24 protein-coding genes, 1 pseudogene and 1 riboswitch are annotated in these 25,500 nt (G+C 48.4%); of the genes and pseudogenes, 11 read left to right on the plus strand and 14 right to left on the minus strand.

Translation table 11 applies throughout. The features are described from left to right. Positions 1–36 precede the first annotated feature (36 nt). From A7589_RS15675 to A7589_RS15695, 5 genes are read right to left on the minus strand one after another with little or no spacing between them, the layout of a single operon-like run. On the minus strand, positions 37–924 hold the full coding sequence (locus A7589_RS15675; RefSeq protein WP_000614946.1) for a MurR/RpiR family transcriptional regulator: 888 nt from the start codon (positions 922–924) through the stop codon (positions 37–39). Then, positions 921–1,868: an iron-siderophore ABC transporter substrate-binding protein gene (locus A7589_RS15680; RefSeq protein ID WP_010356901.1), complete on the minus strand. Its 948-nt coding sequence runs from the start codon at positions 1,866–1,868 to the stop codon at positions 921–923. The genes A7589_RS15675 and A7589_RS15680 overlap by 4 nt, the downstream gene beginning before the upstream one ends. Before the next feature lie 10 nt (positions 1,869–1,878). Continuing rightward, complete coding sequence (locus A7589_RS15685) at positions 1,879–2,916, minus strand: FecCD family ABC transporter permease (protein ID WP_123058220.1); 1,038 nt, start codon at positions 2,914–2,916, stop codon at positions 1,879–1,881. A gap of 8 nt (positions 2,917–2,924) precedes the next feature. After that, a complete protein-coding gene (locus A7589_RS15690; RefSeq protein WP_000984131.1) occupies positions 2,925–3,908 on the minus strand; it encodes a FecCD family ABC transporter permease in 984 nt (327 codons plus the stop codon). Continuing rightward, positions 3,905–4,714 carry an ABC transporter ATP-binding protein gene (locus tag A7589_RS15695; RefSeq protein WP_000940877.1) on the minus strand — a complete coding sequence of 270 codons (810 nt, stop codon included), beginning with the start codon at positions 4,712–4,714 and terminating at the stop codon, positions 3,905–3,907. The genes A7589_RS15690 and A7589_RS15695 overlap by 4 nt, the downstream gene beginning before the upstream one ends. A gap of 373 nt (positions 4,715–5,087) precedes the next feature. Here A7589_RS15695 and A7589_RS15700 point away from each other — a divergent pair, with 373 nt between their 5' ends. Next, positions 5,088–7,229 carry a TonB-dependent siderophore receptor gene (locus A7589_RS15700; protein WP_108188910.1) on the plus strand — a complete coding sequence of 714 codons (2,142 nt, stop codon included), beginning with the start codon at positions 5,088–5,090 and terminating at the stop codon, positions 7,227–7,229. A 62-nt stretch (positions 7,230–7,291) separates the two neighbouring features. Here A7589_RS15700 and parE read toward each other — a convergent pair whose 3' ends face one another. Genes parE through nudF form a run of 5 tightly spaced genes read right to left on the minus strand, consistent with a single transcriptional unit; the run spans position 7,292 to position 11,698 of the window. Further along, positions 7,292–9,184, minus strand: coding sequence for a DNA topoisomerase IV subunit B (parE, locus tag A7589_RS15705; RefSeq protein WP_000195277.1), 1,893 nt, complete (start codon positions 9,182–9,184; stop codon positions 7,292–7,294). A gap of 28 nt (positions 9,185–9,212) precedes the next feature. Then, positions 9,213–9,794 carry an esterase YqiA gene (gene yqiA, locus A7589_RS15710; protein ID WP_000105733.1) on the minus strand — a complete coding sequence of 194 codons (582 nt, stop codon included), beginning with the start codon at positions 9,792–9,794 and terminating at the stop codon, positions 9,213–9,215. Further along, positions 9,794–10,621 (minus strand): 3',5'-cyclic-AMP phosphodiesterase, encoded by an 828-nt coding sequence (gene cpdA / locus A7589_RS15715; RefSeq protein ID WP_000444757.1) that lies wholly within the window; start codon positions 10,619–10,621, stop codon positions 9,794–9,796. The genes yqiA and cpdA overlap by 1 nt, the downstream gene beginning before the upstream one ends. Before the next feature lie 24 nt (positions 10,622–10,645). Further along, positions 10,646–11,068, minus strand: a complete 423-nt coding sequence (locus A7589_RS15720) for a DUF1249 family protein (RefSeq protein ID WP_108188911.1) — start codon at positions 11,066–11,068, stop codon at positions 10,646–10,648. After that, a complete protein-coding gene (nudF, locus tag A7589_RS15725) occupies positions 11,069–11,698 on the minus strand; it encodes an ADP-ribose diphosphatase (RefSeq protein WP_000917108.1) in 630 nt (209 codons plus the stop codon). Between the two features lie 205 nt (positions 11,699–11,903). On the opposite strand from nudF, the gene tolC reads away from it, so the two are divergent. The 3 genes from tolC to A7589_RS15745 all read left to right on the plus strand — a co-directional run bounded on the left by tolC (position 11,904) and on the right by A7589_RS15745 (position 15,370). Beyond that, positions 11,904–13,385, plus strand: a complete 1,482-nt coding sequence (gene tolC / locus A7589_RS15730; RefSeq protein ID WP_000735301.1) for an outer membrane channel protein TolC — start codon at positions 11,904–11,906, stop codon at positions 13,383–13,385. Between the two features lie 147 nt (positions 13,386–13,532). Continuing rightward, entirely contained in the window at positions 13,533–14,204 is a 672-nt protein-coding gene (locus A7589_RS15740; RefSeq protein WP_000831533.1) for a DUF1190 family protein, read from the plus strand. 5 nt (positions 14,205–14,209) lie between these two features. After that, positions 14,210–15,370 (plus strand): glutathionylspermidine synthase family protein, encoded by a 1,161-nt coding sequence (locus A7589_RS15745; RefSeq protein ID WP_000442877.1) that lies wholly within the window; start codon positions 14,210–14,212, stop codon positions 15,368–15,370. A 122-nt stretch (positions 15,371–15,492) separates the two neighbouring features. Here A7589_RS15745 and ygiD read toward each other — a convergent pair whose 3' ends face one another. Beyond that, positions 15,493–16,281, minus strand: a complete 789-nt coding sequence (gene ygiD / locus A7589_RS15750) for a 4,5-DOPA-extradiol-dioxygenase (RefSeq protein ID WP_108188912.1) — start codon at positions 16,279–16,281, stop codon at positions 15,493–15,495. A gap of 142 nt (positions 16,282–16,423) precedes the next feature. On the opposite strand from ygiD, the gene zupT reads away from it, so the two are divergent. After that, positions 16,424–17,197 carry a zinc transporter ZupT gene (zupT, locus tag A7589_RS15755; protein WP_000115866.1) on the plus strand — a complete coding sequence of 258 codons (774 nt, stop codon included), beginning with the start codon at positions 16,424–16,426 and terminating at the stop codon, positions 17,195–17,197. Between the two features lie 57 nt (positions 17,198–17,254). On the opposite strand, the gene yqiD is transcribed toward zupT, so the two are convergent. Continuing rightward, complete coding sequence (yqiD, locus tag A7589_RS22970; protein ID WP_000469267.1) at positions 17,255–17,425, minus strand: protein YqiD; 171 nt, start codon at positions 17,423–17,425, stop codon at positions 17,255–17,257. Between the two features lie 571 nt (positions 17,426–17,996). Between yqiD and A7589_RS15765 the strand changes: the two genes are divergently transcribed. The 4 genes from A7589_RS15765 to A7589_RS15780 all read left to right on the plus strand — a co-directional run bounded on the left by A7589_RS15765 (position 17,997) and on the right by A7589_RS15780 (position 22,967). Further along, a complete protein-coding gene (locus A7589_RS15765) occupies positions 17,997–18,560 on the plus strand; it encodes a fimbrial-like protein (RefSeq protein WP_108188913.1) in 564 nt (187 codons plus the stop codon). A gap of 79 nt (positions 18,561–18,639) precedes the next feature. Further along, positions 18,640–21,162, plus strand: a complete 2,523-nt coding sequence (locus A7589_RS15770; RefSeq protein ID WP_001193617.1) for a fimbria/pilus outer membrane usher protein — start codon at positions 18,640–18,642, stop codon at positions 21,160–21,162. Positions 21,163–21,177: 15 nt separating this feature from the next. After that, complete coding sequence (locus A7589_RS15775; RefSeq protein ID WP_010356734.1) at positions 21,178–21,918, plus strand: fimbrial biogenesis chaperone; 741 nt, start codon at positions 21,178–21,180, stop codon at positions 21,916–21,918. Next, complete coding sequence (locus tag A7589_RS15780; RefSeq protein WP_000631278.1) at positions 21,915–22,967, plus strand: hypothetical protein; 1,053 nt, start codon at positions 21,915–21,917, stop codon at positions 22,965–22,967. Before A7589_RS15775 ends, A7589_RS15780 begins: the two co-directional genes overlap by 4 nt. A gap of 63 nt (positions 22,968–23,030) precedes the next feature. Here A7589_RS15780 and ribB read toward each other — a convergent pair whose 3' ends face one another. Next, a complete protein-coding gene (gene ribB / locus A7589_RS15785) occupies positions 23,031–23,684 on the minus strand; it encodes a 3,4-dihydroxy-2-butanone-4-phosphate synthase (RefSeq protein WP_001077001.1) in 654 nt (217 codons plus the stop codon). Between the two features lie 103 nt (positions 23,685–23,787). After that, positions 23,788–23,936: riboswitch (FMN riboswitch) on the minus strand. 121 nt (positions 23,937–24,057) lie between these two features. On the opposite strand from ribB, the gene ubiK reads away from it, so the two are divergent. After that, positions 24,058–24,357: a ubiquinone biosynthesis accessory factor UbiK gene (gene ubiK, locus A7589_RS15790; RefSeq protein ID WP_010356729.1), complete on the plus strand. Its 300-nt coding sequence runs from the start codon at positions 24,058–24,060 to the stop codon at positions 24,355–24,357. Positions 24,358–24,391: 34 nt separating this feature from the next. On the opposite strand, the gene glgS is transcribed toward ubiK, so the two are convergent. Further along, positions 24,392–24,592, minus strand: a complete 201-nt coding sequence (glgS, locus tag A7589_RS15795) for a cell surface composition regulator GlgS (protein WP_010348753.1) — start codon at positions 24,590–24,592, stop codon at positions 24,392–24,394. A gap of 266 nt (positions 24,593–24,858) precedes the next feature. Here glgS and A7589_RS15800 point away from each other — a divergent pair. After that, positions 24,859–25,489: pseudogene (locus A7589_RS15800) on the plus strand (OB-fold-containig protein). The last annotated feature ends 11 nt before the right edge of the window (positions 25,490–25,500 follow it).

A 25,500-nucleotide genomic window follows, 5' to 3' on the forward strand; every position in this document is an offset into this window, starting at 1 on the left:
TAAGTTGGAGTCATTACCTGAAATGGCTGCACCCGGTCAGCCATTCTTTCTTCCCGTTTTCAAACCCCGATGGAAATCGTTAATTCGCTTAATGGTTTTAACCGCACGCTGCGGCACTGCGGAAGCCACCGACCAGACAATCATTTCCAGGCACAACAATACCGTACCATGTAGCGGCGTTTTCCCCTTTTCATCTCCGCGCGGAACATGAATCACGATACTGGCGTCTTTGCTAAAACGCGAATCCAGAGCGTTTGTCAGCAAAATAACAGGGATCCCCAGCCGTCTTGCTTCACGCAGCGTTGTCAGTCCTTCCCGGTGTGCGGATTTTTGCGCCATCATGATCAATACATCACCACGCTGAAGCGCGATCAGTTGCTCGGCAAGGCCAATACCAGTACGGTTTAGCGCCGTGGCGGGTAAGCCAATACGATTGAATAACCGTGCAGTATAGTCCGCCAGAATACCCGAAGCGCCAATGCCAAAAATAACAACTTGCCGCGCCTGCACCAGCATGGCTACCGCTTGTGCAAGCGCATGGCGGTTTTCAGGCTCTGACAGGACATTACAGGTATACAAATGCCCTTCAAGAACAAAATCGATTGCGGTGTTAACATCACTCGTCAAGTTACTCACCGTCGTAGACATCTTTTCGCTGGAACTAAGAGCAGGACCAAGCCACTGTTCCAGAGTGCGTTTCAGATCTCGTAGCCCCGCAAACCCCAGGGCCTGTATAGCCCGAATCACTGTGGCATCAGAAGTGTTCAATGTGGTCGCAATTTCCATCGCCGTTTGCTCGAGTACCACTTCACGATGTTCATTAATGTAGCTGGCGACGGCTCTTAACCCAGGCGTTAACTGACTCGCGCGAGTACGAAAACGCTCACCAAAAATATCAACTCGTGTTTTGTCTTTCTGAATCATTTGGCCTCCGGTAGAGGTCGCCCTGCAATTTGTGATTGTATCTGCGCGGCTATCAGCCCCAGCGATGCAAAGGAGTTAGAAATCGCCTCTTCACGAGAAATCAGCACATAGCGCCCGGAACGACAGGCCGTCAGAAACTGACACCATCCCGGCATGACTTTTTCCATTGCTGCCAGCTCATCCTGAGGTTTACCACCGGTGTCACCACGCCAGGTTGCAAAAACAAAATCGGCATCCAGTTCAGGCAAACGCTCCGCGCTCACATCCATTCGCCCACCTTCAGGAATGCTCTCAATCAGCGGCGGAAAGCGAAAACCAGCATCGCGTAATACACGCCCCAGCGAATGATAGCTATGCATCACATTAATTTTTCCCTGATTTGCCTGAATCACCGATACCGTTATTTTTTGGCTGTCCAGCGTCGCCTTCAGCGCATTGATTTGTGCCTGATAGCGGCGTTCAAGTATCGCCAGCCGCGCCTGCGTTCCTGTAAGTTCTGCCAGCTTGCGGTAGATTTCTGGCGCGCCCCCTTTGAGATGATCAATGCTCACCGTGGGCGCAATTTTTTCCAGTTGTTCAATGGGCGTATTACGGGTCGGTTCTGTGATGATCAGATCAGGCTTTGCCGCCACAATCGCTTCAATATCAATATCAGCAGTTCCAATAAAGGCTATCGATGAATTATCGAAGTCGACGCCTGTTAGTAACGCGCCTGATCGAATGAAATGGCTACCATCAGGCCGTGTTCGCCCGTGGCTGGCGACAGGAGGTACACCGAGCTCAATCAGAGGAATAGTGATATCAAGGTCGTGTAAAGAGACAATTCTCTTTGGATGTGCAGGAACAGTGACTTTGCGCCCTAAATCATCAGTAAAGACCTGAACCGGTTCTGTTGCACGGGCAAAAAATGACAACAGTATCAGCAGAGAAAAAAATAAACGCATATAACTCCCGTTAAAAACTGTTCCTGCGTTGCCAGAGCAGTAGTAAAAAGAATGGTCCACCAATCAGTGAAATAATGATGCCGGCTGGCAGTTGCAAAGGCAAAAAAGCCAAACGACCAATGCTATCCGCCAGGATAACTAATAACGCCCCCGATACTGCGCTCCCCAGCAGTAATGTCGTCTGCCCGCCACGCAGAATAAAACGTGATATATGCGGTGCTATCAATCCGACAAAACCGATGTTACCAACACATGAAACGCAGACAGCTGTCAGGATTATTGGTGCGGCTACACGCAATAACGCCAGACGGGAACTATTCACACCTAACCCGGTTGCAATCTGATGACCAAGCAGAGCGATATCCGCAGTCCGGGCGGTGAACAGCAATAAAAGAGCGGCTGGCACCATCCAACAGGCTGAAATACCGACTAACATCCAGTTGGCTGCATGAAGGCTTCCCGATAACCACATCAATGCAGTTTGTACATCACGAACATCTGCTGTGGTCATAAATACACCGATCCCGGCGGCGAAAAACCAGGACACGCCAATGCCTATCAGAACAAATCGCGGGCGAGAAATATCGCGCGCGCAAAAAATCACGATTAAAGCAACCAACAAGCCACCAGCAAGACCAGCCACTGGACGCCAGAACATTCCCAGCATTGGAAACTGGAAAATCAGCCACAGCACAGCCACGCTACATCCTTCTTTAACGCCGATTAAACCGGGATCGGCAAGGCCGTTACGCGCAATGGATTGCATTGCGGCTCCTGCCATACCTAACATGGCCCCGCATAGCAATGCCATGATGACTCTTGGCAAGCGGATATCCTGCACAATATAACGTGCGTCTGTACTTACGTTTTCTGGAGCAAACAACGCTCGCCCGACTTCCGATGCCGGGACGGAGAAAGTGCCATGCATCAAACCGAATATCAGTATTCCAACCACAAACAGAGACAGCCCACTAAGCAACAGCAGATTTTTAGGGCGCACCAGTGTCGAAAACTTACCAACACGTAGTGGGCGTAGTCCGACGTTCATTATCCGACTCATTTGAACATCCTCGTCGCCATAATGACAAAAACGGGCGCACCAACTAACGCCGTCATGACACCGGTCGCTAACTCATGGGGCGTGAAAAGCGTCCGGGCAATAATATCTGCCAGTAATAACAAAAGGGCACCGACACAAGCTGAAAGAGGTAGCAGAACGCGCAGATCCGTTGATACCAGGCACCTGACAATCTGCGGTACTAGCAAGCCGACAAAACCAATGGGGCCAGCTATCGATACGGCAGCACCGCAAAGCAACGCGATCGCGATCAAAGTGAATGTCCGCGTGCGTAGTACCGAGACACCCAGCCCCTGCGCCATACGATCGCCCAGTGCCAACATGTTAAGAGAGGGAGCACGGTAAAGGGCTAATACAAATCCCCCCAAAGAAAACCAGGCGGACGTACCAAGCGTCGCCCAATCCTGCCCCGCTAAATCACCTGCTAACCATGTCCGCATCGCCAGCAACGTTTGCTCGTCAAGAATCAGGATTGCAGCCGTTATTGAGGAAACAAACGCCGATAGCGCCACGCCGCATAAAGTAACTTTCATTGGCGTTAACCCTGAACGCCCTGCGGAGGAAAGCAGCAATATCAACAGGAACAATAACGCGCCTCCCGCAGATGCCAGCAGTGGGCGCCCAACAGGAAAGGCCAGTCCAAGTGCGCTGGCGGCAACGACAGCCAGGGCGGCGCCGGCATTTAAGCCTAAAATATGTGGCTCCCCCAATGGGTTACGAATGACAGCCTGCAACAAAGCACCAGCAACGCCAAGAGAAGCACCAGTCAGCAATGCTGCCGCTAAACGCGGCAAACGGAGTCTTACAATTACGTTGTGATCGAAGTTTTGCGGTTCAAAATGAAGAAATGCCTGCAACACCGTTTGTGGTGCAATAAATCGGGCACCAATCCCTGGATATACCACGCATCCCACCAGCAGTAAGGCGAAGAAAAATACAGTAACCAGCCCCGCGCGCATCATACTTTTTCTACACCACGAAACGGCATGAAAAACGGTTTCCCCGTCAGAGGATTTATTGATGCGTGAACATCAACGTCAAAGACAGCTTTTACCAGCTCAGGCGTGCAATGCTCCCCCTCATTCAATACACGCACCACTTTTCCCTGGCGTAAAAATATCAACGTATCACCATAATTCACGGCAAAATTCAGATCATGCAACACCACGACGACTGTACGCCCGTGATGACGCGTTAAATCATGTAATAACTCAAGAATTTCAACCTGATAACGTAAATCAAGCCAGGTTGTGGGTTCATCCAGCAGGATATAAGGCGTCTTTTGCGCCAACACCATCGCAATCCAGCATCGCTGGCGCTGCCCACCAGAGAGTTTTTCAACCGGTAAATGTGCAAACTCCTGCGTACCGGTTAATTTCAGTGCCTCTTCTACCGCCTGTTCGTCGGCGTCGCTCCATTGACGTATGAAATTTTGCCAGGGAAAGCGCCCACGCGACACCAGTTCATAAACGGTTAAGCCCTCTGGCAATAATGGCGACTGCGGCAAGATCCCAAGTCTGCGGGATAACTCTTTCGTTGGTTGCTCGTGAATCGCTTTACCATCCAGCAATATCGAGCCGCCCATGGGTTGCAAGATACGTGCAATGGTGCTGAGCAACGTCGACTTTCCACAACCGTTTGCCCCAACCAGAACGGTCATTTTTTCTGTGGGAACGGAGAAAGAAACACCATCAACAATGATTTTCTTGTGATACCCGGCAGAAACATTGTCGAGGATCAGCCCCTGCCCTTTTGCGTTATGTGCCACGTGTACGCCAACTTAATCAAAAACAAACAAAAATAAAACTCATTCTCCTTTGAGAGTTTGACGCCACAAAATGTAGTAATCAAGGAGTTAAAAACCATATAAAAACAAGGTAAATAACACGTGAAATATTATTTAAAATAAAAATTAAAATATTAAATATTAACTAGTTAAGAACAATCAGGTTGCATTAAATCATCGTAAAAACACATGTAGCATTTTTTTGTCATTTCTCATTTACTACTACATCACCACATGTTTGAATGATTCTCAATTACATATCCGGTGATGAAATAACAAACGGATAGTGCTTAGTGAGCAACAAGAAACAATTTTCACTCGCGACAATCCGCGAGTTTTTGGGATAACAGACTAAATGGCTAAGTTCACACCTTCATTCTCAGGAGTCAAAGGTCGGGCGCTCTTTTCACTGCTCTTTGCGGCACCGATGATTCATGCAACCGACACTGTAATGACCAAAGATGGCGAAACAATCACTGTTACAGCGGATGCAAATACCGCAACTGAGGCTACCGATGGTTATCAACCTCTGAGCACCTCCACGGCGACATTAACCGATATGCCAATGCTGGATATTCCGCAGGTGGTCAATACGGTTAGCGATCAAGTACTGGAAAATCAGAATGCGACGACGCTGGATGAGGCGCTTTATAACGTCAGTAACGTGGTACAGACCAATACATTAGGTGGGACTCAGAATGCTTTTGTACGCCGTGGGTTTGGCGCAAACCGGGATGGCTCGATCATGACCAACGGTCTGCGAACCGTACTTCCTCGCAGCTTCAACGCCGCAACAGAACGTGTGGAAGTGCTAAAAGGCCCGGCCTCCACGCTGTATGGCATTCTCGATCCTGGCGGACTGATTAACGTCGTGACAAAGCGCCCGGAAAAAACATTCCATGGTTCTGTCTCAGCCACGTCCTCCAGTTTCGGTGGTGGCACCGGGCAACTTGATATCACAGGCCCCATTGAAGGCACTCAGCTGGCATACCGCCTGACGGGGGAAGTGCAGGATGAAGATTACTGGCGGAATTTCGGTAAAGAGCGCAGTACATTTATTGCCCCATCACTCACCTGGTTTGGTGATAATGCAACAGTAACCATGCTCTATTCCCATCGGGATTATAAAACGCCGTTCGATCGTGGAACGATTTTCGACCTTACGACGAAACAGCCCGTAAACGTTGATCGAAAAATACGTTTCGACGAACCGTTTAATATTACAGATGGTCAGTCCGATCTGGCGCAACTCAACGCAGAATATCATCTCAATAGCCAGTGGACAGCGCGCTTTGATTACAGCTACAGCCAGGATAAATACAGCGATAATCAAGCTCGCGTTACCGCGTATGATGCAACGACAGGAACACTGACACGGCGTGTTGATGCAACTCAGGGATCTACCCAGCGTATGCATTCTACTCGTGCGGATCTGCAAGGGAATGTTGATATTGCTGGATTCTATAATGAAATTTTGGGTGGGGTGTCATATGAATATTATGATCTTCTGCGCACAGATATGATTCGCTGTAAAAATGCTAAAGATTTCAATATTTATAATCCTGTTTATGGCAATACCAGCAAATGCACAACGGTCTCGGCGTCGGACAGCGATCAGACGATCAAACAGGAGAGCTACTCAGCGTACGCACAGGACGCACTCTATCTGACCGATAACTGGATTGCCGTCGCCGGGATCCGCTATCAGTATTACACGCAGTATGCGGGTAAAGGCCGCCCTTTTAATGTCAATACTGACAGTCGCGATGAACAATGGACTCCCAAACTGGGGTTGGTCTACAAACTTACGCCATCGGTATCCTTATTTGCTAATTATTCGCAAACATTTATGCCGCAATCGTCAATTGCCAGCTACATTGGCGATCTTCCACCGGAATCATCTAATGCTTACGAAGTCGGGGCAAAATTCGAGCTGTTCGATGGTATAACCGCAGATATTGCGCTGTTTGATATCCATAAACGTAACGTCTTGTATACCGAAAGTATTGGTGACGAAACCATCGCCAAAACGGCAGGCCGCGTTCGTTCAAGAGGGGTAGAGGTCGACCTTGCGGGAGCATTAACTGAAAATATTAATATAATTGCCAGCTACGGCTATACCGATGCTAAGGTTCTGGATGATCCTGATTATGCAGGAAAACCATTGCCGAATGTTCCTCGTCATACCGGTTCGCTATTCCTGACCTATGACATTCACAACATGCCAGGCAATAACACACTGACGCTTGGCGGTGGCGGACATGGCGTAAGCCGTCGTTCGGCAACCAATGGGGCTGACTATTATCTGCCAGGCTATTTCGTTGCCGATGCCTTCGCCGCATACAAAATGAAATTGCAGTATCCGGTCACTCTGCAATTAAACGTCAAAAACCTGTTTGATAAAACGTATTACACCTCTTCCATCGCCACAAATAATCTGGGCAACCAGATTGGCGATCCTCGTGAAGTGCAATTCACGGTGAAAATGGAGTTTTGATAAAAAAGCCCGGTATACAATTGTATACCGGGCTATGTTTTATTCTCCTGACGGGAGGATTATCAGACCTCAATCTCCGCCATGTCACCTTTCTCTTGCAACCAGTTACGGCGGTCTTCCGAGCGTTTCTTCGCCAGCAGCATATCCATCATCGCGTCAGTACGCTGATCGTCTTCATCATCAATGGTTAACTGCACCAGACGGCGAGTATTCGGATCAAGCGTGGTTTCGCGCAATTGCATAGGGTTCATTTCCCCCAGCCCTTTAAAACGCTGAACGTTCGGCTTGCCTTTCTTGCGTTTTAATTGCTCAAGTACGCCCTCTTTCTCTTCTTCTGTCAGCGCGTAATAGACCTCTTTACCCAGATCAATACGGTAGAGCGGTGGCAGAGCGACGTAAACGTGACCGTGTTTCACCAGCGTGCGGAAGTGTTTTACAAACAAAGCGCAGAGCAGCGTGGCAATGTGCAGGCCATCGGAGTCCGCATCCGCGAGGATACAGATCTTGCCGTAACGTAGCTGGCTAAGATCATCGCTGTCAGGATCAATACCGATCGCTACCGAAATATCGTGCACTTCCTGCGAGGCCAGTACTTCATCGGAAGAGACTTCCCAGGTGTTAAGGATCTTACCTTTCAGCGGCATGATCGCCTGATATTCACGATCGCGCGCCTGCTTAGCGGATCCGCCTGCGGAGTCACCTTCCACGAGGAACAGTTCGGTACGATTGAGATCCTGCGCAGTACAGTCTGCCAGTTTTCCTGGCAATGCCGGTCCACTGGTCAACTTTTTACGTACCACTTTTTTGGCGGCACGCATACGACGCTGGGCGCTGGAAATTGCCATCTCAGCAAGTAGTTCCGCTGCCTGGACGTTCTGGTTCAGCCACAGGGTGAAGGCATCTTTAACCACGCCAGAAACGAATGCCGCACATTGACGCGAAGAGAGGCGCTCTTTGGTCTGCCCGGCAAACTGCGGGTCCTGCATTTTTACTGACAGCACATATGCGCAGCGATCCCAGATATCTTCCGCCGACAGCTTCACGCCGCGCGGCAGAATGTTGCGGTATTCGCAAAACTCACGCATCGCATCCAGCAAGCCCTGACGCAGACCGTTAACGTGCGTACCGCCCTGCATCGTTGGGATCAGGTTGACGTAGCTTTCGGTCAGCAGTTCACCACCTTCCGGTAGCCACAGTAGCGCCCAGTCAACCGCTTCAGTATCGCCAGCGAAATTACCAATAAACGGTTTTTCCGGCAGCGTCGGTAAACCATTTACCGCTTCCGCCAGGTAATCGTTCAGACCGTCCTGATAGCACCAGCGTTGCTCAGTGTTGTTGATCTCATCTTTGAAGGTGATCTCAACGCCGGGGCACAGTACTGCTTTGGCTTTCAGTACATGTGTAAGCCGGGAAACAGAAAAGCGCGGGCTGTCAAAGAAGGTTTCATCCGGCCAGAAGTGCACGCTGGTGCCGGTATTGCGTTTACCGCAAGTGCCGACAACCTGCAAATCCTGAACCTTTTCGCCATTTTCAAAGGCGATATTATAAATCTGACCATCGCGGCGCACGTTGACTTCTACGCGCTTTGACAGGGCGTTAACCACCGAGATCCCCACGCCATGCAGGCCGCCAGAGAACTGGTAGTTTTTGTTAGAAAATTTACCGCCTGCGTGCAGACGGCAAAGAATCAGTTCAACCGCCGGTACACCCTCTTCAGGGTGAATATCCACCGGCATCCCGCGACCATCGTCAATCACTTCTAACGACTGGTCAGCATGTAAAATTACATCCACGCGTTTTGCGTGACCCGCCAGTGCTTCATCGACACTGTTATCAATAACTTCTTGCCCCAAATGGTTAGGGCGAGTGGTATCGGTATACATCCCCGGACGGCGGCGAACCGGCTCAAGCCCGGTGAGTACCTCAATGGCATCAGCGTTATAAGTTTGCGTCATGGTTTAAGTTAGCAATTCGAGTTGATCGTCAGAGATGGTGCAGACCAAGAAAATCGACGATCGGGTTGAAATAATCTTCGAAGCCCGTAAATGCGTGGTTGCCGCCTTCTATTACAGTCTGGCGGCAGGAAGCGTAGTACGCCACCGCCTGGCGGTAATCCAGCACTTCATCTCCCGTCTGTTGCAGCAGCCAGATCAGATCCGGCGCTTCCAGCGGGTCAATCTGCATGACTTTGAGATCGTAAATATGGCGTGACTCTAGCACATATTGCTGCCCGGTGTAGGGGTTCTCGTTCTGACCGAGATAGTCTGTTAGCAGTTCAAACGGGCGCACCGCCGGGTTTACCACCACTGCGGGCAGCATAAAACATTGCGACAACCAGGTGGCGTAGTAACCCCCCAGTGACGAACCGACGATACCCAGCGAATCGCCGCCATGTTCCAGGACAATGGATTCCAGCAGTTCTGCCGCATCGGAAGGATACGGCGGCAACTGCGGAATAATCATCTCAACGTCAGGGTGATGTTCCGCCAGCCAGTTTTTCAACAAGCTCGCTTTTGCAGAACGCGGTGAGCTGTTGAAACCGTGTAAATAAAGAAGCGTAGACATCAGTAGCCTTCTGAAGCGGTATCAGGTTGGAAACGCGTGTCCGCCAGGCGGTGCACTTCGGTAGTCAGCGTGCCATCAGCATGTAACTCCAGCGTACGCCAGCCGGGGGCAATGGTGTCCAGCGTGAAGTTGGAACAGTGCGGTTTAAATTGCACACAGGTCGACGGCGTTGCCAGCAGGCGGCGCCCGTTCCAGTCGAGATCGAGTTCCTGATGAATATGACCACACAGCAGATATTTGACGTGCGGAAACTTCGCCAGCACATTATCCAGTTCACCAGCGTTACGCAGACTGTGTTGGTCGAGCCAGCTACAGCCTGCAGGCAGCGGATGATGGTGCAGTAGCAGCAACGTATGGCGCTCTGGCGCATCAGCCAGCTTACGTTCCAGCCAATCAAGCTGAAACTCGCTCAATTCGCCGTGCGGTACGCCAAACACCTGGCTATCCAGCAGCAGGATTTGCCATTGCTCACCGATAAACACACGCTTCGCCGGGGAGATACCCGCATCCTGTAACGCGCTGTACATCGCAGGCTGGAAATCATGGTTTCCCGGCAGCCAGACGCAGGGCGCACGAAAGCTTGCGATGCCTTCCGCAAAGTGCAGATAGGCCGCAGCAGTTTGATCCTGCGCTAAATCACCTGTCGCGACAATCAGGTCGAATTCGTGCTGGTGTGGACGAATCGCCTCCAGCACAGCCTGGTAGCTCTCCCAGGTGTTAACCCCCAACAGGGCTTCGTGCTTTTGTGCAAACAGGTGAGTGTCGGTAATTTGTAAAATCCTCACTCTGGCCTCACCAGCCAGAGGAAGGGTTAACAGGCTTTCCAAATGGTGTCCTTAGGTTTCACGACGCTAATAAACCGGAATCGCCATCGCTCCATGTGCTAAACAGTATCGCAACCAATCCGCTAAAAACTGATTAATTTGATGCTTTTCGTCGCGTTGATGCAACTTTTTATTAGGATAATCATACCGCGCTTTGAAGCGAAAAATCTGCTGGCTTGAACACACTTCAGCCACCATCGCGTCATGATACAGACGCACCGTCATTGACGGAAGGCTCCAGTAACTGATCGCGGGCACAGTCTGTTCTATTGTCACCAGGGTAGTGTATCGGGTCGATTCCACTATCGTTAGCCGATAATGTGCGTTTGCCACCTGATAGCTTATAGTTTCGCCGGGTGCGTCATTGCGCGGTAACAAACGGCGCAATTGTGAAAAGTTCATCTCGCACAGGCGCATCATTTCAGGAAAGTCAGGTGTGTAACGCTTCATTTATGCCCACTCATTTTTTAACGCTTGATGATGCAGTTGCAGCCATTGCAAAGCGATGACCGACGCTGCGTTGTCGATTTTCCCCTCTTCTACCCACTGGTATGCCTGTTCCCGGCTTACCACATGAACGCGAATATCTTCGTTTTCATCAGCCAGACCGTGAATACCGCTTGCGGTCGTGGCGTCCACTTCGCCCACCATAATTGACGAACGCTCACTGGTGCCGCCTGGGCTTGCGAGGAAACTTAACACCGGTTTGGTTCGTTTGACTATCAGCCCCGCTTCTTCAATCGCTTCGCGACGGGCGACATCTTCCACACTTTCCCCCTCTTCAATCATCCCGGCAACCATTTCCAGTAGCCAGGGGGTTTCGCTGGTGTCATATGCGGCAATCCGTATCTGCTCAATCAGCACGACTTCATCACGCACTGGGTCAAAGGGTAGCAAGACTGCGGCGTGACCGCGCTCAAAAATTTCCCTGCGGACTTCATGACTCATTTGCCCGTTGAATAGACGATGACGAAACCTATAAAGATCTAATGAAAAAAAGCCGCGATAAAGTGTTTCTCGTGCAATAATTTCTACATCGTTTTTGCCAAATGAAACGGGCAGGTTGTCTGGCTTAAGCATGGTTAATGTCCTGGCACTAATAGTGAATAAAATGTGAATTTCAGCGACGTTTGACTGCCGTTTGAGCAGTCATGTGTTAAATTGAGGCACATTAATGCCCTATGGCACGTAACGCCAACCTTTTGCGGTAGCGGCTTCTGCTAGAATCCGCAATAATTTTACAGTTTGATCAGCGCTAAATACTGCTTCACCACAAGGAATGCAAATGAAGAAATTGCTCCCCATTCTTATCGGCCTGAGCCTTTCTGGGTTCAGTACGTTGAGCCAGGCCGAGAACCTGATGCAAGTTTATCAGCAAGCACGCCTTAGTAACCCGGAATTGCGTAAGTCTGCCGCCGATCGTGATGCTGCCTTTGAAAAAATTAATGAAGCGCGCAGTCCATTACTGCCACAGCTAGGTTTAGGTGCAGATTACACCTATAGCAACGGCTACCGCGACGCGAACGGCATCAACTCTAACGCAACCAGTGCATCCCTGCAGTTGACTCAGTCCATTTTCGATATGTCGAAATGGCGTGCGCTGACCTTGCAGGAAAAGGCTGCCGGTATTCAGGACGTCACCTATCAGACCGATCAACAAACCTTGATCCTCAACACCGCGACCGCTTATTTCAACGTGTTGAATGCCATTGACGTTCTTTCCTATACTCAGGCGCAAAAAGAAGCGATCTACCGTCAGTTGGATCAAACCACCCAACGTTTTAACGTGGGTCTGGTGGCGATCACCGACGTGCAGAACGCCCGCGCACAGTACGATACCGTGCTGGCGAACGAAGTGACCGCACGTAACAACCTCGACAATGCCGTTGAGCAACTGCGTCAGATCACCGGTAATTACTATCCGGAACTGGCAGCACTGAATGTCGAAAACTTCAAAACCGACAAACCACAGCCGGTTAATGCGCTGCTGAAAGAAGCAGAAAAACGCAACCTGTCGCTGTTACAGGCACGTTTGAGCCAGGATCTGGCGCGCGAGCAAATTCGCCAGGCGCAGGACGGTCACTTACCGACGCTGGATTTAACAGCTTCTACCGGGATTTCTGATACCTCTTATAGTGGTTCGAAAACCCGTGGTGCGAACAGTGCCCAGTATGACGACAGCAATATGGGCCAGAACAAAGTTGGCCTGAGCTTCTCGCTGCCGATTTATCAGGGCGGGATGGTTAACTCGCAGGTGAAACAGGCACAGTACAACTTTGTCGGTGCCAGCGAACAACTGGAAAGCGCACACCGTAGCGTCGTGCAAACCGTGCGTTCCTCTTTCAACAACATTAATGCATCTATCAGTAGCATTAACGCCTACAAACAAGCCGTGGTTTCCGCCCAAAGCTCATTAGACGCGATGGAAGCGGGCTACTCGGTCGGTACGCGTACCATTGTTGATGTGTTGGATGCGACCACCACGCTGTACAACGCCAAGCAAGAGCTGGCGAATGCGCGTTATAACTACCTGATTAACCAGTTGAATATTAAATCAGCTCTGGGTACGTTGAACGAGCAGGATCTGCTGGCACTGAACAATGCGCTGAGCAAACCGGTTTCCACTAACCCGGAAAACGTTGCACCGCCAACGCCAGAACAGAATGCTATTGCTGATGGCTATGCGCCTGATAGCCCGGCACCAGTTGTTCAGCAAACATCCGCACGCACTACCACCAGTAACGGTCATAACCCTTTCCGTAACTGATGACGATGACGGGGCTTCGGCCCCGTCTGAACGTAAGGCAACGTAAAGATACGGGTTATCTGCCGCATTCTTCCCCCTTCTCGCTTCAATTTCGACCAGCCATCCTCTATTCTGATGGGTATTTACCACTGGTCCCGGAAGACAAAAATGAAACGGACAAAATCCATACGCCACGCATCGTTCCGTAAAAACTGGAGCGCACGCCATCTGACACCTGTCGCTCTTGCGGTTGCCACTGTTTTTATGCTGGCTGGCTGTGAAAAGAGTGATGAGACTGTGTCTCTGTATCAAAATGCTGATGATTGTTCAGCTGCAAACCCAGGTAAAAGCGCAGAATGCGCCACTGCGTACAATAATGCGCTGAAAGAAGCGGAACGTACTGCGCCGAAATACGCCACTCGGGAAGACTGTGTTGCTGAATTTGGCGAAGGTCAATGCCAGCAGGCACCGGCTCAGGCTGGCATGGCGCCAGAAAACCAGGCACAGGCTCAGCAATCCAGCGGTAGCTTCTGGATGCCGCTGATGGCTGGTTACATGATGGGGCGTCTGATGGGCGGCGGCGCGGGCTTTGCACAGCAGCCGCTGTTCTCCTCGAAAAACCCGGCCAGCCCGGCTTACGGCAAATATACTGATGCCACCGGTAAAAACTATGGCGCTGCCCAGCCAGGCCGCACCATGACCGTACCGAAAACAGCTATGGCGCCGAAACCGGCGACCACCACCACCGTTACCCGTGGCGGCTTTGGTGAATCTGTTGCCAAACAAAGCACCATGCAGCGTAGCGCAACCGGCACTTCTTCTCGTTCAATGGGCGGCTGATACCGATGGAAAGAGTCAGTATTACCGAGCGCCCGGACTGGCGCGAAAAAGCTCACGAGTACGGTTTCAATTTTCATACCATGTACGGTGAGCCGTACTGGTGTGAAGATGCTTACTACAAATTGACCCTCGCACAGGTCGAAAAGCTGGAAGAAGTCACCGCCGAACTACACCAGATGTGCCTGAAAGTGGTGGAAAGAGTGATCGCCAGCGACGAGCTGATGACCAAATTCCGCATTCCAAAACACACCTGGAGTTTTGTGCGTCAGTCATGGCTGACTCACCAGCCGTCGCTTTATTCGCGTCTTGATCTGGCGTGGGATGGCACTGGCGAACCTAAACTTCTGGAAAATAACGCCGATACACCAACGTCACTGTATGAAGCTGCGTTCTTTCAGTGGATCTGGCTGGAAGATCAGCTTAACGCGAGCAACCTACCGGAAGGCAGCGACCAGTTTAACAGTCTGCAAGAAAAGCTGATCGATCGCTTTGTCGAGCTGCGTGAGCAGTACGGCTTTCAGTTGCTGCATCTCACCTGCTGTCGCGACACAGTGGAAGATCGCGGCACAATTCAGTATTTGCAGGACTGCGCGACCGAAGCTGAAATCGCCACCGAGTTTCTGTACATCGACGATATCGGTTTAGGCGAAAAAGGTCAGTTCACGGATTTGCAGGATCAGGTCATCGCTAATCTGTTCAAACTGTATCCGTGGGAATTTATGCTGCGCGAAATGTTCTCCACTAAGCTGGAAGATGCTGGCGTGCGTTGGCTGGAACCAGCATGGAAGAGCATTATTTCCAACAAGGCGCTTCTGCCACTACTGTGGGAGATGTTCCCGAATCACCCGAACCTGTTGCCCGCTTATTTTGCGGAAGATGATCATCCGCAAATGGAAAAATATGTGGTTAAGCCGATCTTCTCACGTGAAGGCGCAAACGTGTCAATCATCGAGAACGGCAAAACCATTGAAGCGGCGGAAGGTCCGTATGGCGAAGAAGGCATGATTGTTCAGCAATTCCATCCACTACCGAAATTTGGCGACAGTTATATGCTGATTGGTAGTTGGCTGGTGAATGATCAGCCTGCCGGAATTGGGATTCGTGAAGACCGCGCATTAATCACCCAGGATATGTCTCGGTTTTATCCGCATATTTTTGTAGAGTAATCAATGATACCGGATGGCATTCGCCATCCGGTATCGTAGCTCAGATAAGGCGTTTACGCCGCATCTGACAGCCGTTGCCGGATGTGGCATAAGCTAGCCGACAAAGGGTGATATTTTCTCCGTTAGCCTACCTGCACCGACAACATGCTTAAACTGCCCATCTCTATGCCATCAACCGGAACAGTCACCGGCTCCTGACCATCCCACGCACCTAACACATACAACAGTGGCAGAAAGTGTTCCGGTGTTGGGTTCGATAACGCCCCACCTTCATGGTCGAGGTAATTCACTAGTGGATGCTCCTCAACCGCCCCTTGCCACGTCAGATTCGCTTTCACATACTCATTAAATGACATCGCCCACGGATACGGTGAACTATCACCATGCCACTTCACCGTGCGCAGGTTATGCACCACGTTACCACTGGCAACTAACATTATCCCTTCATCGCGCAGCGCCGCCAGTTTACGTCCCATTTCGAAATGCCCGGCGGCGGGTTTAGTGCTGTCAATACTCAACTGTACCAGCGGGATGTCAGCGTCAGGATACATCTTAATCAGCACGCCCCAGGAACCGTGGTCAAAACCCCACGCTTCTTTATCCAGGGTAACGGGTACTGGCGCCAGCAATTCGACCAGTCGCTGTGCCAACGCTGGTGAACCCGGAGCCGGATAATGCGTTTCGTATAATTCCTGAGGAAAACCGCCAAAGTCATGAATTGTCGGCGGCGTTTCCATCGCCGTTACTCCCGTGCCACGAGTAAACCAGTGCGCAGAAATAGCGACTATCGCTTTCGGGCGCGGCAATGTCTCGCCTAGCTGCTGCCAGGCCTGGGTATATAAATTATCTTCCAGCACATTCATCGGACTACCGTGACCTAAAAACAATGCTGGCATACGCGTTGAAGACATGATGATATCCTTAATTGAAGGTGTCATTTTGATATCCTCACAATACGCTTGTTCGGTGGGCGAAGAACCCAGATAACCATGATGATGATCATCAGTTATTTTGAAGCTCCACCTGAAGTTGAAGAATTATAAGGAGTTGTCGATGTCAGTACCTCTCATTCTGACCATACTGGCGGGGGCAGCCACGTTTATTGGCGCGTTTCTCGGCGTTCTTGGACAAAAACCCTCAAACCGACTGCTGGCGTTTTCGCTGGGATTTGCGGCGGGGATCATGTTGCTCATCTCATTAATGGAGATGCTTCCTGCCGCATTAGCCGCCGAAGGGATGTCGCCTGTGCTGGGCTACGGTATGTTTATCGTTGGTTTGCTGGGCTATTTTGGCCTGGACCGCATGTTGCCCCATGCCCACCCGCAGGATTTAATGCAAAAATCAGTGCAGCCGCTACCAAAATCAATCAAGCGCACTGCCATTTTGCTCACTCTGGGTATCAGCCTGCATAACTTCCCGGAAGGGATTGCCACCTTTGTCACAGCGAGCAGTAACCTGGAGCTGGGCTTTGGTATCGCTCTGGCAGTAGCGTTGCACAATATACCTGAAGGTCTGGCAGTAGCGGGGCCGGTTTATGCTGCAACAGGCTCGAAACGCACCGCAATTCTGTGGGCCGGGATTTCTGGACTGGCAGAAATTCTCGGTGGTGTTCTGGCGTGGTTAATCCTCGGTAGCATGATTTCTCCAGTGGTAATGGCAGCAATCATGGCGGCGGTTGCGGGTATTATGGTCGCACTTTCCGTTGACGAATTAATGCCATTGGCCAAAGAAATTGATCCCAATAATAACCCCAGCTATGGCGTGCTATGTGGAATGTCAGTAATGGGGTTCAGTTTAGTGCTGCTACAAACGGCAGGAATTGGTTAAAAACGACTTCAGATGTTGTCCCGCGCATGGACAACATCTGCAGACATCACAAAAGCTCTATTCCAGCTTTTCTGCTACTTCTTCTCTCGCACTGCTTAAGTATTTGTTACGCGCTTCCAGCAGTGCGTCTCTGTCCTGGCGGAACGCCCGACAATAACGTTTCAGATGCAGAAAATAACCCACCACAACCAGCGCAATCAATACAATCCAGTACCAGGCGATAAACATCCTTTTTACCCTTAATATTTAACATTATTAAACATTTGGCGAATAAATTTCACACATCCATTTTCGGATATATTCATATGGTCGCATAATAGAGAAACAATTATATGATTTCGATCATATTTAATGAACAGAAACATATCATTTGTTGTTTAAAAAACACCCTTCACATTAAAAATACTTATACTTCCTTCAACATAGGGTATCTATTCATTATATATATTTCATTGTTGCTATTTTATGTAAATCATATGTTTACAATATTTCATTAGCATTCAGAATATAAATGGAAAGCTATTAACGACAAGCACAAACCGCCTAACAACGGAGGTTAATTTCACCTGTTCACTCAAAACAACATTCACCACATCAATTAATTTTATTTATTTTGATTGATGTAATAGCAAATTCATTTTCTTTATTTATTGTTTAAGTTTTTCTTAAAGTTAATTTAAAAAAACATAACAAGACTTGCATTTAGCCACGTGATAACATTTTACTGAAATTAATATTTCATTCAAAAAATATATTTTCTCTCATATTTCATACTTCCTATTTGTAAAGGATTATACTCATGTTAAAGAAAACCCTTCTGTCTGCATTCGCGGCTACGTTAATTTCTGGTGTCGCTTTTAACGCTCTTGCTGATGATACAAATCAGGGGTCAGGTAAAATCACTTTTAAAGGTGAAGTTATCGATGCACCATGTTCTATCGCGCCTGGTGATGAAGATCAAACCATCAACCTTGGTGAAGTTGCCAGCACTGTATTGAACAGTGGACAAAAATCTCTGCCGGTAGATGTCACCATTCATCTGCAGGACTGCATTTTGTCTAATGGCACAAATACTGTCGATAAAGTCAAAATTACCTTCAGTTCTGCCAGCGTTGATACCACTGACTCCAGCCTGCTGAAAAACACCCTTGATGGCAACATCGGTAGTGCATCGGGTGTTGGTGTTCGCCTGATAAAATCTGACAACACTAATGTGACCCTGGGTACTCCAGTCACCATCAATTTCCCCACCACCAACTCATTCCAGGAGCTGAACTTCAAAGCTCGCATGGAATCCCTGGCTAAAAATGCAACACCAGGTAACGTCCAGGCGCAGACAAACTATGTCCTCGACTACAAATAATAATACTCATAGATAACGCCAGAAAATCAAGCCGATGAAGTTTCATCGGCTGTTTGGGACATTGTAAAAATGGATTTTTATGCAAACTAAAAACACGTTTAGTCGGGATAAATTATCTCTCTCAATAAAAAATGTCCTTTCTGGTGTTGTATGCTCACTGTTATTAGTTTTTCCGACACAAGCGGTAGAATTCAACGTTGATATGATTGACGTTGAAGATCGTGCAAATATCGATCTCTCCCGATTCGAGAAAAAAGGATATATCACTCCAGGCAAATATCTTGTTCGCGTGCAGATCAATAAAAATATATTACCGCAAGCGTCGACGCTGGACTGGGTAAAAGCAGATACAGAAAGCGGTTCGTTACTGTGCCTGACGAAAGAGCATTTAACTAACTTTGGCCTGAATGAAGAATTCATTGAAACCTTACAAACAATACAAAGCACTGACTGCCTTGATTTAAGCCTAAAACCAGAATTAATAACACGCCTCGATAAGTCAACAATGATGTTATCACTCAGTGTTCCTCAGGCATGGCTCAAATATCAGGCCAAAAACTGGACTCCCCCCGAATTCTGGGATGACGGTATCGCAGGGTTTATTCTCGACTACAACCTGTACGCCAGCCAGTATGCGCCACATCACGGCAACAGCACCCAAAATATCAGTTCCTACGGCACATTAGGTTTCAACCTCGGCGCATGGCGTTTACGCAGTGATTATCAATATAATCAGAATCTTACTGAAGGCCGTTCCGTTAGCCACGACGGCGACTTTGCGCGCACCTATTTGTTCCGTCCTATCCCCACATGGTCATCAAAATTTACCATGGGGCAATACGATCTGAGTTCCAATCTTTACGATACATTCCACTTTACTGGAGCATCCTTAGAAAGTGACGAAAGTATGTTGCCACCCGATTTACAGGGTTACGCCCCGCAAATTACCGGTATCGCGCAGACTAACGCCAAAGTCACCGTTGCACAAAATGGTCGAGTCCTTTATCAAACTACCGTTTCACCAGGGCCATTTACCATTTCTGATTTGGGGCAATCGCTCCAGGGGCAACTGGATGTCACTGTAGAAGAAGAAGATGGTCGCACCAACACCTTTCAAGTCGGCGCTGCTTCTATCCCTTATTTAACCCGTAAAGGGCAAGTGCGCTATAAAATGTCACTTGGGAAACCAACCTCCGTTGGGCATAACGATATCAATAACCCATTCTTCTGGACGACGGAAGCCTCATGGGGATGGCTGAATAACGTCTCTCTCTATGGCGGCGGCATGTTTACGGCTGATGATTATCAGGCGATTACTACCGGTGTAGGTTTTAACCTTAATCAGTTCGGCTCGCTTTCATTCGATGTCACCGGCGCAGAAGCCTCTCTGCAACAACAGAATAGCGATAAATTACGCGGCTATAGTTATCGGTTTAACTACGCAAAACATTTCGAATCAACTGGGAGCCAGATTACCTTCGCGGGTTATCGTTTCTCTGATAAAGATTATGTGTCGATGAGCGAGTATCTCGCCTCGCGCAACGGTGATGAAACCGTCGATAATGAAAAAGAGAGCTATGTAATTTCGCTGAACCAGTACTTTGCTGCGCTGGAGCTGAACTCTTATCTCAATATTACACGTAATACCTACTGGGACCGTGAAAGTAATACCAATTACTCCCTGTCTTTGAGCAGAAATTTTGATATTGGTGATTTCAGAGGGATCTCCGCTTCGCTGGCAATAAGCCGGATTCGTTGGGATGACGACGAAGAGAATCAGTATTATTTCTCATTCTCTCTGCCTTTACAGCAAAATCGTAATATCTCATACAGTATGCAACGTACCGGTGACAGTAATACCTCGCAAATGATCTCCTGGTATGACACATCAGATCGTAACAATACCTGGAATATTTCAGCATCGGCAACAGACGACAATATCCGCGATGGAGAGCCAACACTGCGCGGAAGTTATCAGCACTATTCTCCGTGGGGACGCCTGAATATCAACGGTAGTATGCAACCAAATCAATACAACTCAATCACTGCTGGCTGGTACGGCTCTCTGACAGCCACGCGTCACGGTGTTGCGCTTCATGATTATAGCTACGGTGATAATGCCCGCATGATGGTGGATACAGACGGCATTGCTGGCGTTGAGATTAACTCTAACCGTACCGTGACCAACGGGATGGGCGTTGCTGTTGTTCCTTCTTTATCGAACTACACCACCGCCATGCTAAGAGTGAATAACAACGAATTGCCCGAAGGTGTGGATGTTGAAAACTCAGTCATTCGCACCACGCTCACTGAGGGCGCGATCGGTTACGCGAAACTGAATGCCAGCACCGGATATCAGATCGTCGGAGTGATCCGCATGGAAAATGGCCGTTTCCCGCCACTGGGAGTAAGCGTAACGGATAAAGCATCAGGTAAAGATGTGGGCCTGGTTGCAGAAGATGGCTTCGTTTATCTCAGCGGAATTCAGGAAAATAGTACATTGCGTTTAACATGGGGGGATAACATGTGCGAAATGACTCCGCCCAATAAAAGTAATATCAGCGAAAACGCTATTATTTTACCGTGTAAAAAAGTCAATTAATTCAGGATGAATGAAATGAAAATGCCAATAATCACAACGGGAATGATTTGTTTACTGGTGATAAGTTGTTTTGCCCAGGCCACGGTTTCACCGGACAGGACGCGCATTATTTTTAATGCTTCCAGTAAAAGTGCGACAGTTCGTCTGACCAATCAAAGCAAAACTGAACCTTATCTGGCGCAGTCATGGATTGAAGATGCCAGCGGCAAAAAAACACGCGACTATATTTCAACACTGCCGCCGATGGAGCGTATCGAAGCAGATGAACAGGTGCAAATTCGTCTGATGGCACTGGCATCGCTCAATAACTTACCACAAGACAGGGAAACCTTGTTCTACTATAACGTCCGGGAAATTCCGCCTCGTGCCAAAGAACAGAATGTAATGCAGATCGCGATGCAAAGCCGCCTGAAATTATTCTGGCGTCCAAAATCCATTGAATTAAAAGAGGGGCAAATGGTGCCTCTGCAAAAAGTCACGGTAAGCCGTACTGCGACAGGACTCACGCTCAATAATCCAACGCCTTATCATATTACTGTTGGTTATATAGGCACTAACGGAAAAACATTAATGCCTGGGGCAGACAGCATTATGGTAGCACCGTTTGCAACAGCGACTCAGCACCTGAACAACCTGCCAGCCACATTCCTGCTCGGTTTTGTTGGCGACTATGGTGGTCTGGAAATGTTTAAAGTTGAGTGCAACTCCGTCCAGTCTCTGTGTCAAAGCACATCAGCCAGAAAGGGAAAATTATGATTACGCTTTTTAGGCTGTTAGCTATTCTGTGTTTGTTTTTTAACGTTTCTTCTTATGCTGTAGATTGCTATCAGGATAAAAACAAAGGTCCTACGCTTATCGAAAAGGAGATGCCCTCCTTCAGAATTCCTCAAAATGCCATTCTGGGTCAGAAAATTTGGGAAAGTGACGATATCGCTGTCCACGTCTTTTGCAACAATGCAGGTAACTGGTCATCTGCTGCCCCCACAGAAAATATTCATGCCTGGATCAAATTGGCAGAGTTTAATGATCCCATCGTTCTGAACAACCCGTATTTAATATTTGGTGTGACTTATAACGGTCAGGACTATGAAGGAAATGGTCAGAGCATAGATACGGGAGTGTGTCTGGATCGAAAGAATTCAACGGGGGATCAATATACAACTAAAGCTTGTAATGGCAGCACATATCAGAAAAATAACGAGTTCAATGCTCGTTTCCGCCTGTATGTAAAACTCGCTCAATTTCCCCCTTCTACAGAGGGCCTCAGTTGGGACTTTGGTGATGTAAACGTGTTGCAATTTGATGGTGGACAAGGTGCAAATACTAGTCCCAAAGCAAAAAACCTCCATGTGAATATTACAGGTCTCGATAATATTTCATTTCTTGATTGCGGCGTAACTATGCGCATTTATCCAGAAAGCCAGATAGTCAACTTTGGGCAAATCGCTGCAAACTCTTTCTCAACATTTCCCCCCAAAGCAGCTTTTAGTGTTTCAACAATAAAAGATGCCACTGCTGATTGCAGCGAACAATTTGACGTTGCAACCAGTTTCTATACAAGTGACACACTCTACGACGATACCCATCTGGAAATGGGAAATGGTCTGTTGATGAACATCATCGACCAAAAAACGAAGGATTCCGTAGTATTTAACCAGTATAAAATATTTACCACTTATGTACCGGGGCAATCTTCCACCACGGCGACCCATGACTATCTGGCGGAATTAACACAAAAACCTGGCGAATCGCTTAGATTCGGCCCCTTCCAGAAAGACTTGATTGTAAAAATAAACTATCACTAAATAGCAAAAAAGCCGGGGTCAGTCCAGATGCCCGGCTTTTCTATATTCAAAATATACAGGCTATTAACTGGCTTTACGCTCGTGCGCCTGACGATAAGCCACCAGATCTTCGATAGTAACCAGTGCCATATTGTGTTTATTCGAAAACTCAATGCACTCTGGCGCACGCGCCATGGTGCCATCGTCATTAGTCAGCTCACACAGTACACCTGCCGGTTTAAACCCTGCCAGCGTCATCAGATCAATGGTCGCTTCAGTATGACCACCGCGAGTCAGTACACCACCCGCCTGTGCGCGCAGTGGGAAAACGTGGCCCGGACGATTCAGATCTGACGGTTTCGCGCCATCGGCAATAGCAGCACGAACGGTTGTAATACGATCAGCGGCAGAAACACCGGTAGTCACACCTTCAGCAGCCTCAATGGTCACGGTAAAACCGGTGCCATAGGCGCTAGTGTTATTTTCTACCATCATTGGCAGATCGAGTTGTTTACGGCGATCTTCAGTGATGCACAGGCAAACAATACCGCTACCGTGGCGAATGGTCAGCGCCATCTGCTCAACGGTCATCGTTTCTGCCGGGAAGATCATATCGCCTTCGTTTTCACGGTCTTCATCATCAAGCACCATTACACCGCGTCCTTCACGCAGCGCAGCCAGTGCATTTTCAACACGTTCGAAAGGCGTACCAAAAGAGGAAAGTAGCGTCTGATTCATGGTAAAAAAACCTCACTAAAATTATGGTTACCAGAATCAGGGCAGTCTTAGGAGTGGCGGCATATAGCCAAAATAACGTGAGCGGGTCCATGCCCGACAGAATCGTTACTCTCTCCCATCCGGACTCTAACCGTCGGCCCCGGAATTACACCGGATCTGCTGTCCTTTGAGTTTGCACCCAAAGCGCTCGCGGGCTTTCAACTAAGTTGATTTACCGCCGGTGGGGAATTTCGCCCCGCCCTGAGAATAAGCGGATTCACTATAACGCTAATGATTAGCGGCGGCAACGCACAGGTTCACATAATTCTGGTTTATGACTTACCCTTATCGCACTACAATGGCACTAAACACCTATCAGTACAGGGAAACTACAATGATTGACCCGAAAAAAATTGAGCAAATTGCTCGCCAGGTTCACGAATCAATGCCTAAAGGAATCAGGGAGTTCGGGGAAGATGTGGAGAAAAAAATCCGCCAAACCCTGCAGGCGCAGTTGACGCGTCTCGATCTTGTGAGCCGTGAAGAATTCGACGTTCAGACGCAGGTTCTGTTACGGACCCGTGAGAAACTGGCGTTACTGGAACAGCGCATCAGTGAATTGGAAGCACGCAATAATCCGGTAGCAGAAGTTCAGTCTCCTCCAGCCATCCCACCCGTTAATAAAGCAGAATAAAGCAACACAAAAACGGGCCAAATGGCCCGTAATATCAATGTTCTAATTCCAGTTCTTTTGACTGTGTCATCCGCTGGCAATACCAGGCATAGCGGGCGCAAAACCAGGTCCGATGTTCTTCATCCATATTACCGGTGACGGCCAGAATATCGACCGGGCGGCCTTCAGAATGCATTCTGGCAAAACTACGCGCCAGGAAATCGAAATTATTTAAAGAATTAAGACTATGATCCATAAGCACATCCTCCGGTTATCGCATACCTTTTAAGGCTATATGCTTTTTCTGATTTCAGTATTCCCTAATCAGTGTAGTGCCTTTAAACATAACGTGCGTAAATATATTGTTTAGGATCACACTTTTTCAAAAAATAAAAAACAACATTAAAGGACTTCTCCTTTTAAGAACTCACTAACATGTGTTATTATTAGCCAAGATAAATGTAAGCAAGGAAACCATACCATAATAAACAATGCGTCACTGAATGGACGATGGAGTGACTGATGATTTTATTTGCCGACTATAACGCACCTTATCTTTTCGCTATTTCCTTTGTACTATTAATCGGTCTGTTGGAAATTATTGCCATTATCTGTGGCCATATGCTATCCGGCGCTCTTGATGCACATCTTGATCATTACGATTCCATAACCACAGGTAATATTAGTCAGGCGCTTCATTATCTCAATATCGGAAGGTTGCCAGCCCTCGTCATCCTCTGCCTGCTAGCCGGTTTCTTTGGGCTGCTTGGTGTTTTGCTACAACACGCCTGCATCTTGCTCTGGCAAGCCCCACTCTCGAATCTGTTCGTTGTTCCTGTCAGTTTACTGCTCTCAATTATCATGGTGCATTATACCGGTAAGATAATTGCCCCCTGGGTTCCACGTGACCATAGCTCTGCTATTACCGAAGAAGAATATATTGGCTGCATGGCATTAATTACCGGTCATCAGGCGACTTCAGGTAACCCCTGTGAAGGAAAACTCACCGATCAATTCGGTCAAACACACTATTTATTACTGGAACCCGAAGAAGGGAAATTTTTTAATAAAGGTGACGAGGTATTAATTATTTGCCGACTTTCTCCAACGCGGTATTTGGCTGAAAAAAAATCCCTGGCCAAATATATTATAAGTATTTAATTA

The organism is Escherichia sp. MOD1-EC6475, from assembly GCF_003046645.1.
Classification (GTDB): domain Bacteria; phylum Pseudomonadota; class Gammaproteobacteria; order Enterobacterales; family Enterobacteriaceae; genus Escherichia; species Escherichia ruysiae.

Coding starts and splice junctions, on each gene's coding strand:
- yqiD (WP_000469267.1), bottom strand. CDS start 17,425: ATGTTTATCGCCTGGTACTGGATTGTATTGATTGCGCTGGTTGTGGTG.
- A7589_RS15780 (WP_000631278.1), top strand. CDS start 21,915: ATGATTACGCTTTTTAGGCTGTTAGCTATTCTGTGTTTGTTTTTTAAC.
- zupT (WP_000115866.1), top strand. CDS start 16,424: ATGTCAGTACCTCTCATTCTGACCATACTGGCGGGGGCAGCCACGTTT.
- tolC (WP_000735301.1), top strand. CDS start 11,904: ATGAAGAAATTGCTCCCCATTCTTATCGGCCTGAGCCTTTCTGGGTTC.
- A7589_RS15680 (WP_010356901.1), bottom strand. CDS start 1,868: ATGCGTTTATTTTTTTCTCTGCTGATACTGTTGTCATTTTTTGCCCGT.
- A7589_RS15740 (WP_000831533.1), top strand. CDS start 13,533: ATGAAACGGACAAAATCCATACGCCACGCATCGTTCCGTAAAAACTGG.
- A7589_RS15765 (WP_108188913.1), top strand. CDS start 17,997: ATGTTAAAGAAAACCCTTCTGTCTGCATTCGCGGCTACGTTAATTTCT.
- ygiD (WP_108188912.1), bottom strand. CDS start 16,281: ATGTCTTCAACGCGTATGCCAGCATTGTTTTTAGGTCACGGTAGTCCG.
- A7589_RS15700 (WP_108188910.1), top strand. CDS start 5,088: ATGGCTAAGTTCACACCTTCATTCTCAGGAGTCAAAGGTCGGGCGCTC.
- A7589_RS15685 (WP_123058220.1), bottom strand. CDS start 2,916: ATGAACGTCGGACTACGCCCACTACGTGTTGGTAAGTTTTCGACACTG.
- nudF (WP_000917108.1), bottom strand. CDS start 11,698: ATGCTTAAGCCAGACAACCTGCCCGTTTCATTTGGCAAAAACGATGTA.
- A7589_RS15690 (WP_000984131.1), bottom strand. CDS start 3,908: ATGATGCGCGCGGGGCTGGTTACTGTATTTTTCTTCGCCTTACTGCTG.
- ubiK (WP_010356729.1), top strand. CDS start 24,058: ATGATTGACCCGAAAAAAATTGAGCAAATTGCTCGCCAGGTTCACGAA.
- A7589_RS15775 (WP_010356734.1), top strand. CDS start 21,178: ATGAAAATGCCAATAATCACAACGGGAATGATTTGTTTACTGGTGATA.
- parE (WP_000195277.1), bottom strand. CDS start 9,184: ATGACGCAAACTTATAACGCTGATGCCATTGAGGTACTCACCGGGCTT.
- ribB (WP_001077001.1), bottom strand. CDS start 23,684: ATGAATCAGACGCTACTTTCCTCTTTTGGTACGCCTTTCGAACGTGTT.
- A7589_RS15675 (WP_000614946.1), bottom strand. CDS start 924: ATGATTCAGAAAGACAAAACACGAGTTGATATTTTTGGTGAGCGTTTT.
- A7589_RS15770 (WP_001193617.1), top strand. CDS start 18,640: ATGCAAACTAAAAACACGTTTAGTCGGGATAAATTATCTCTCTCAATA.
- A7589_RS15720 (WP_108188911.1), bottom strand. CDS start 11,068: ATGAAGCGTTACACACCTGACTTTCCTGAAATGATGCGCCTGTGCGAG.
- yqiA (WP_000105733.1), bottom strand. CDS start 9,794: ATGTCTACGCTTCTTTATTTACACGGTTTCAACAGCTCACCGCGTTCT.
- glgS (WP_010348753.1), bottom strand. CDS start 24,592: ATGGATCATAGTCTTAATTCTTTAAATAATTTCGATTTCCTGGCGCGT.
- A7589_RS15745 (WP_000442877.1), top strand. CDS start 14,210: ATGGAAAGAGTCAGTATTACCGAGCGCCCGGACTGGCGCGAAAAAGCT.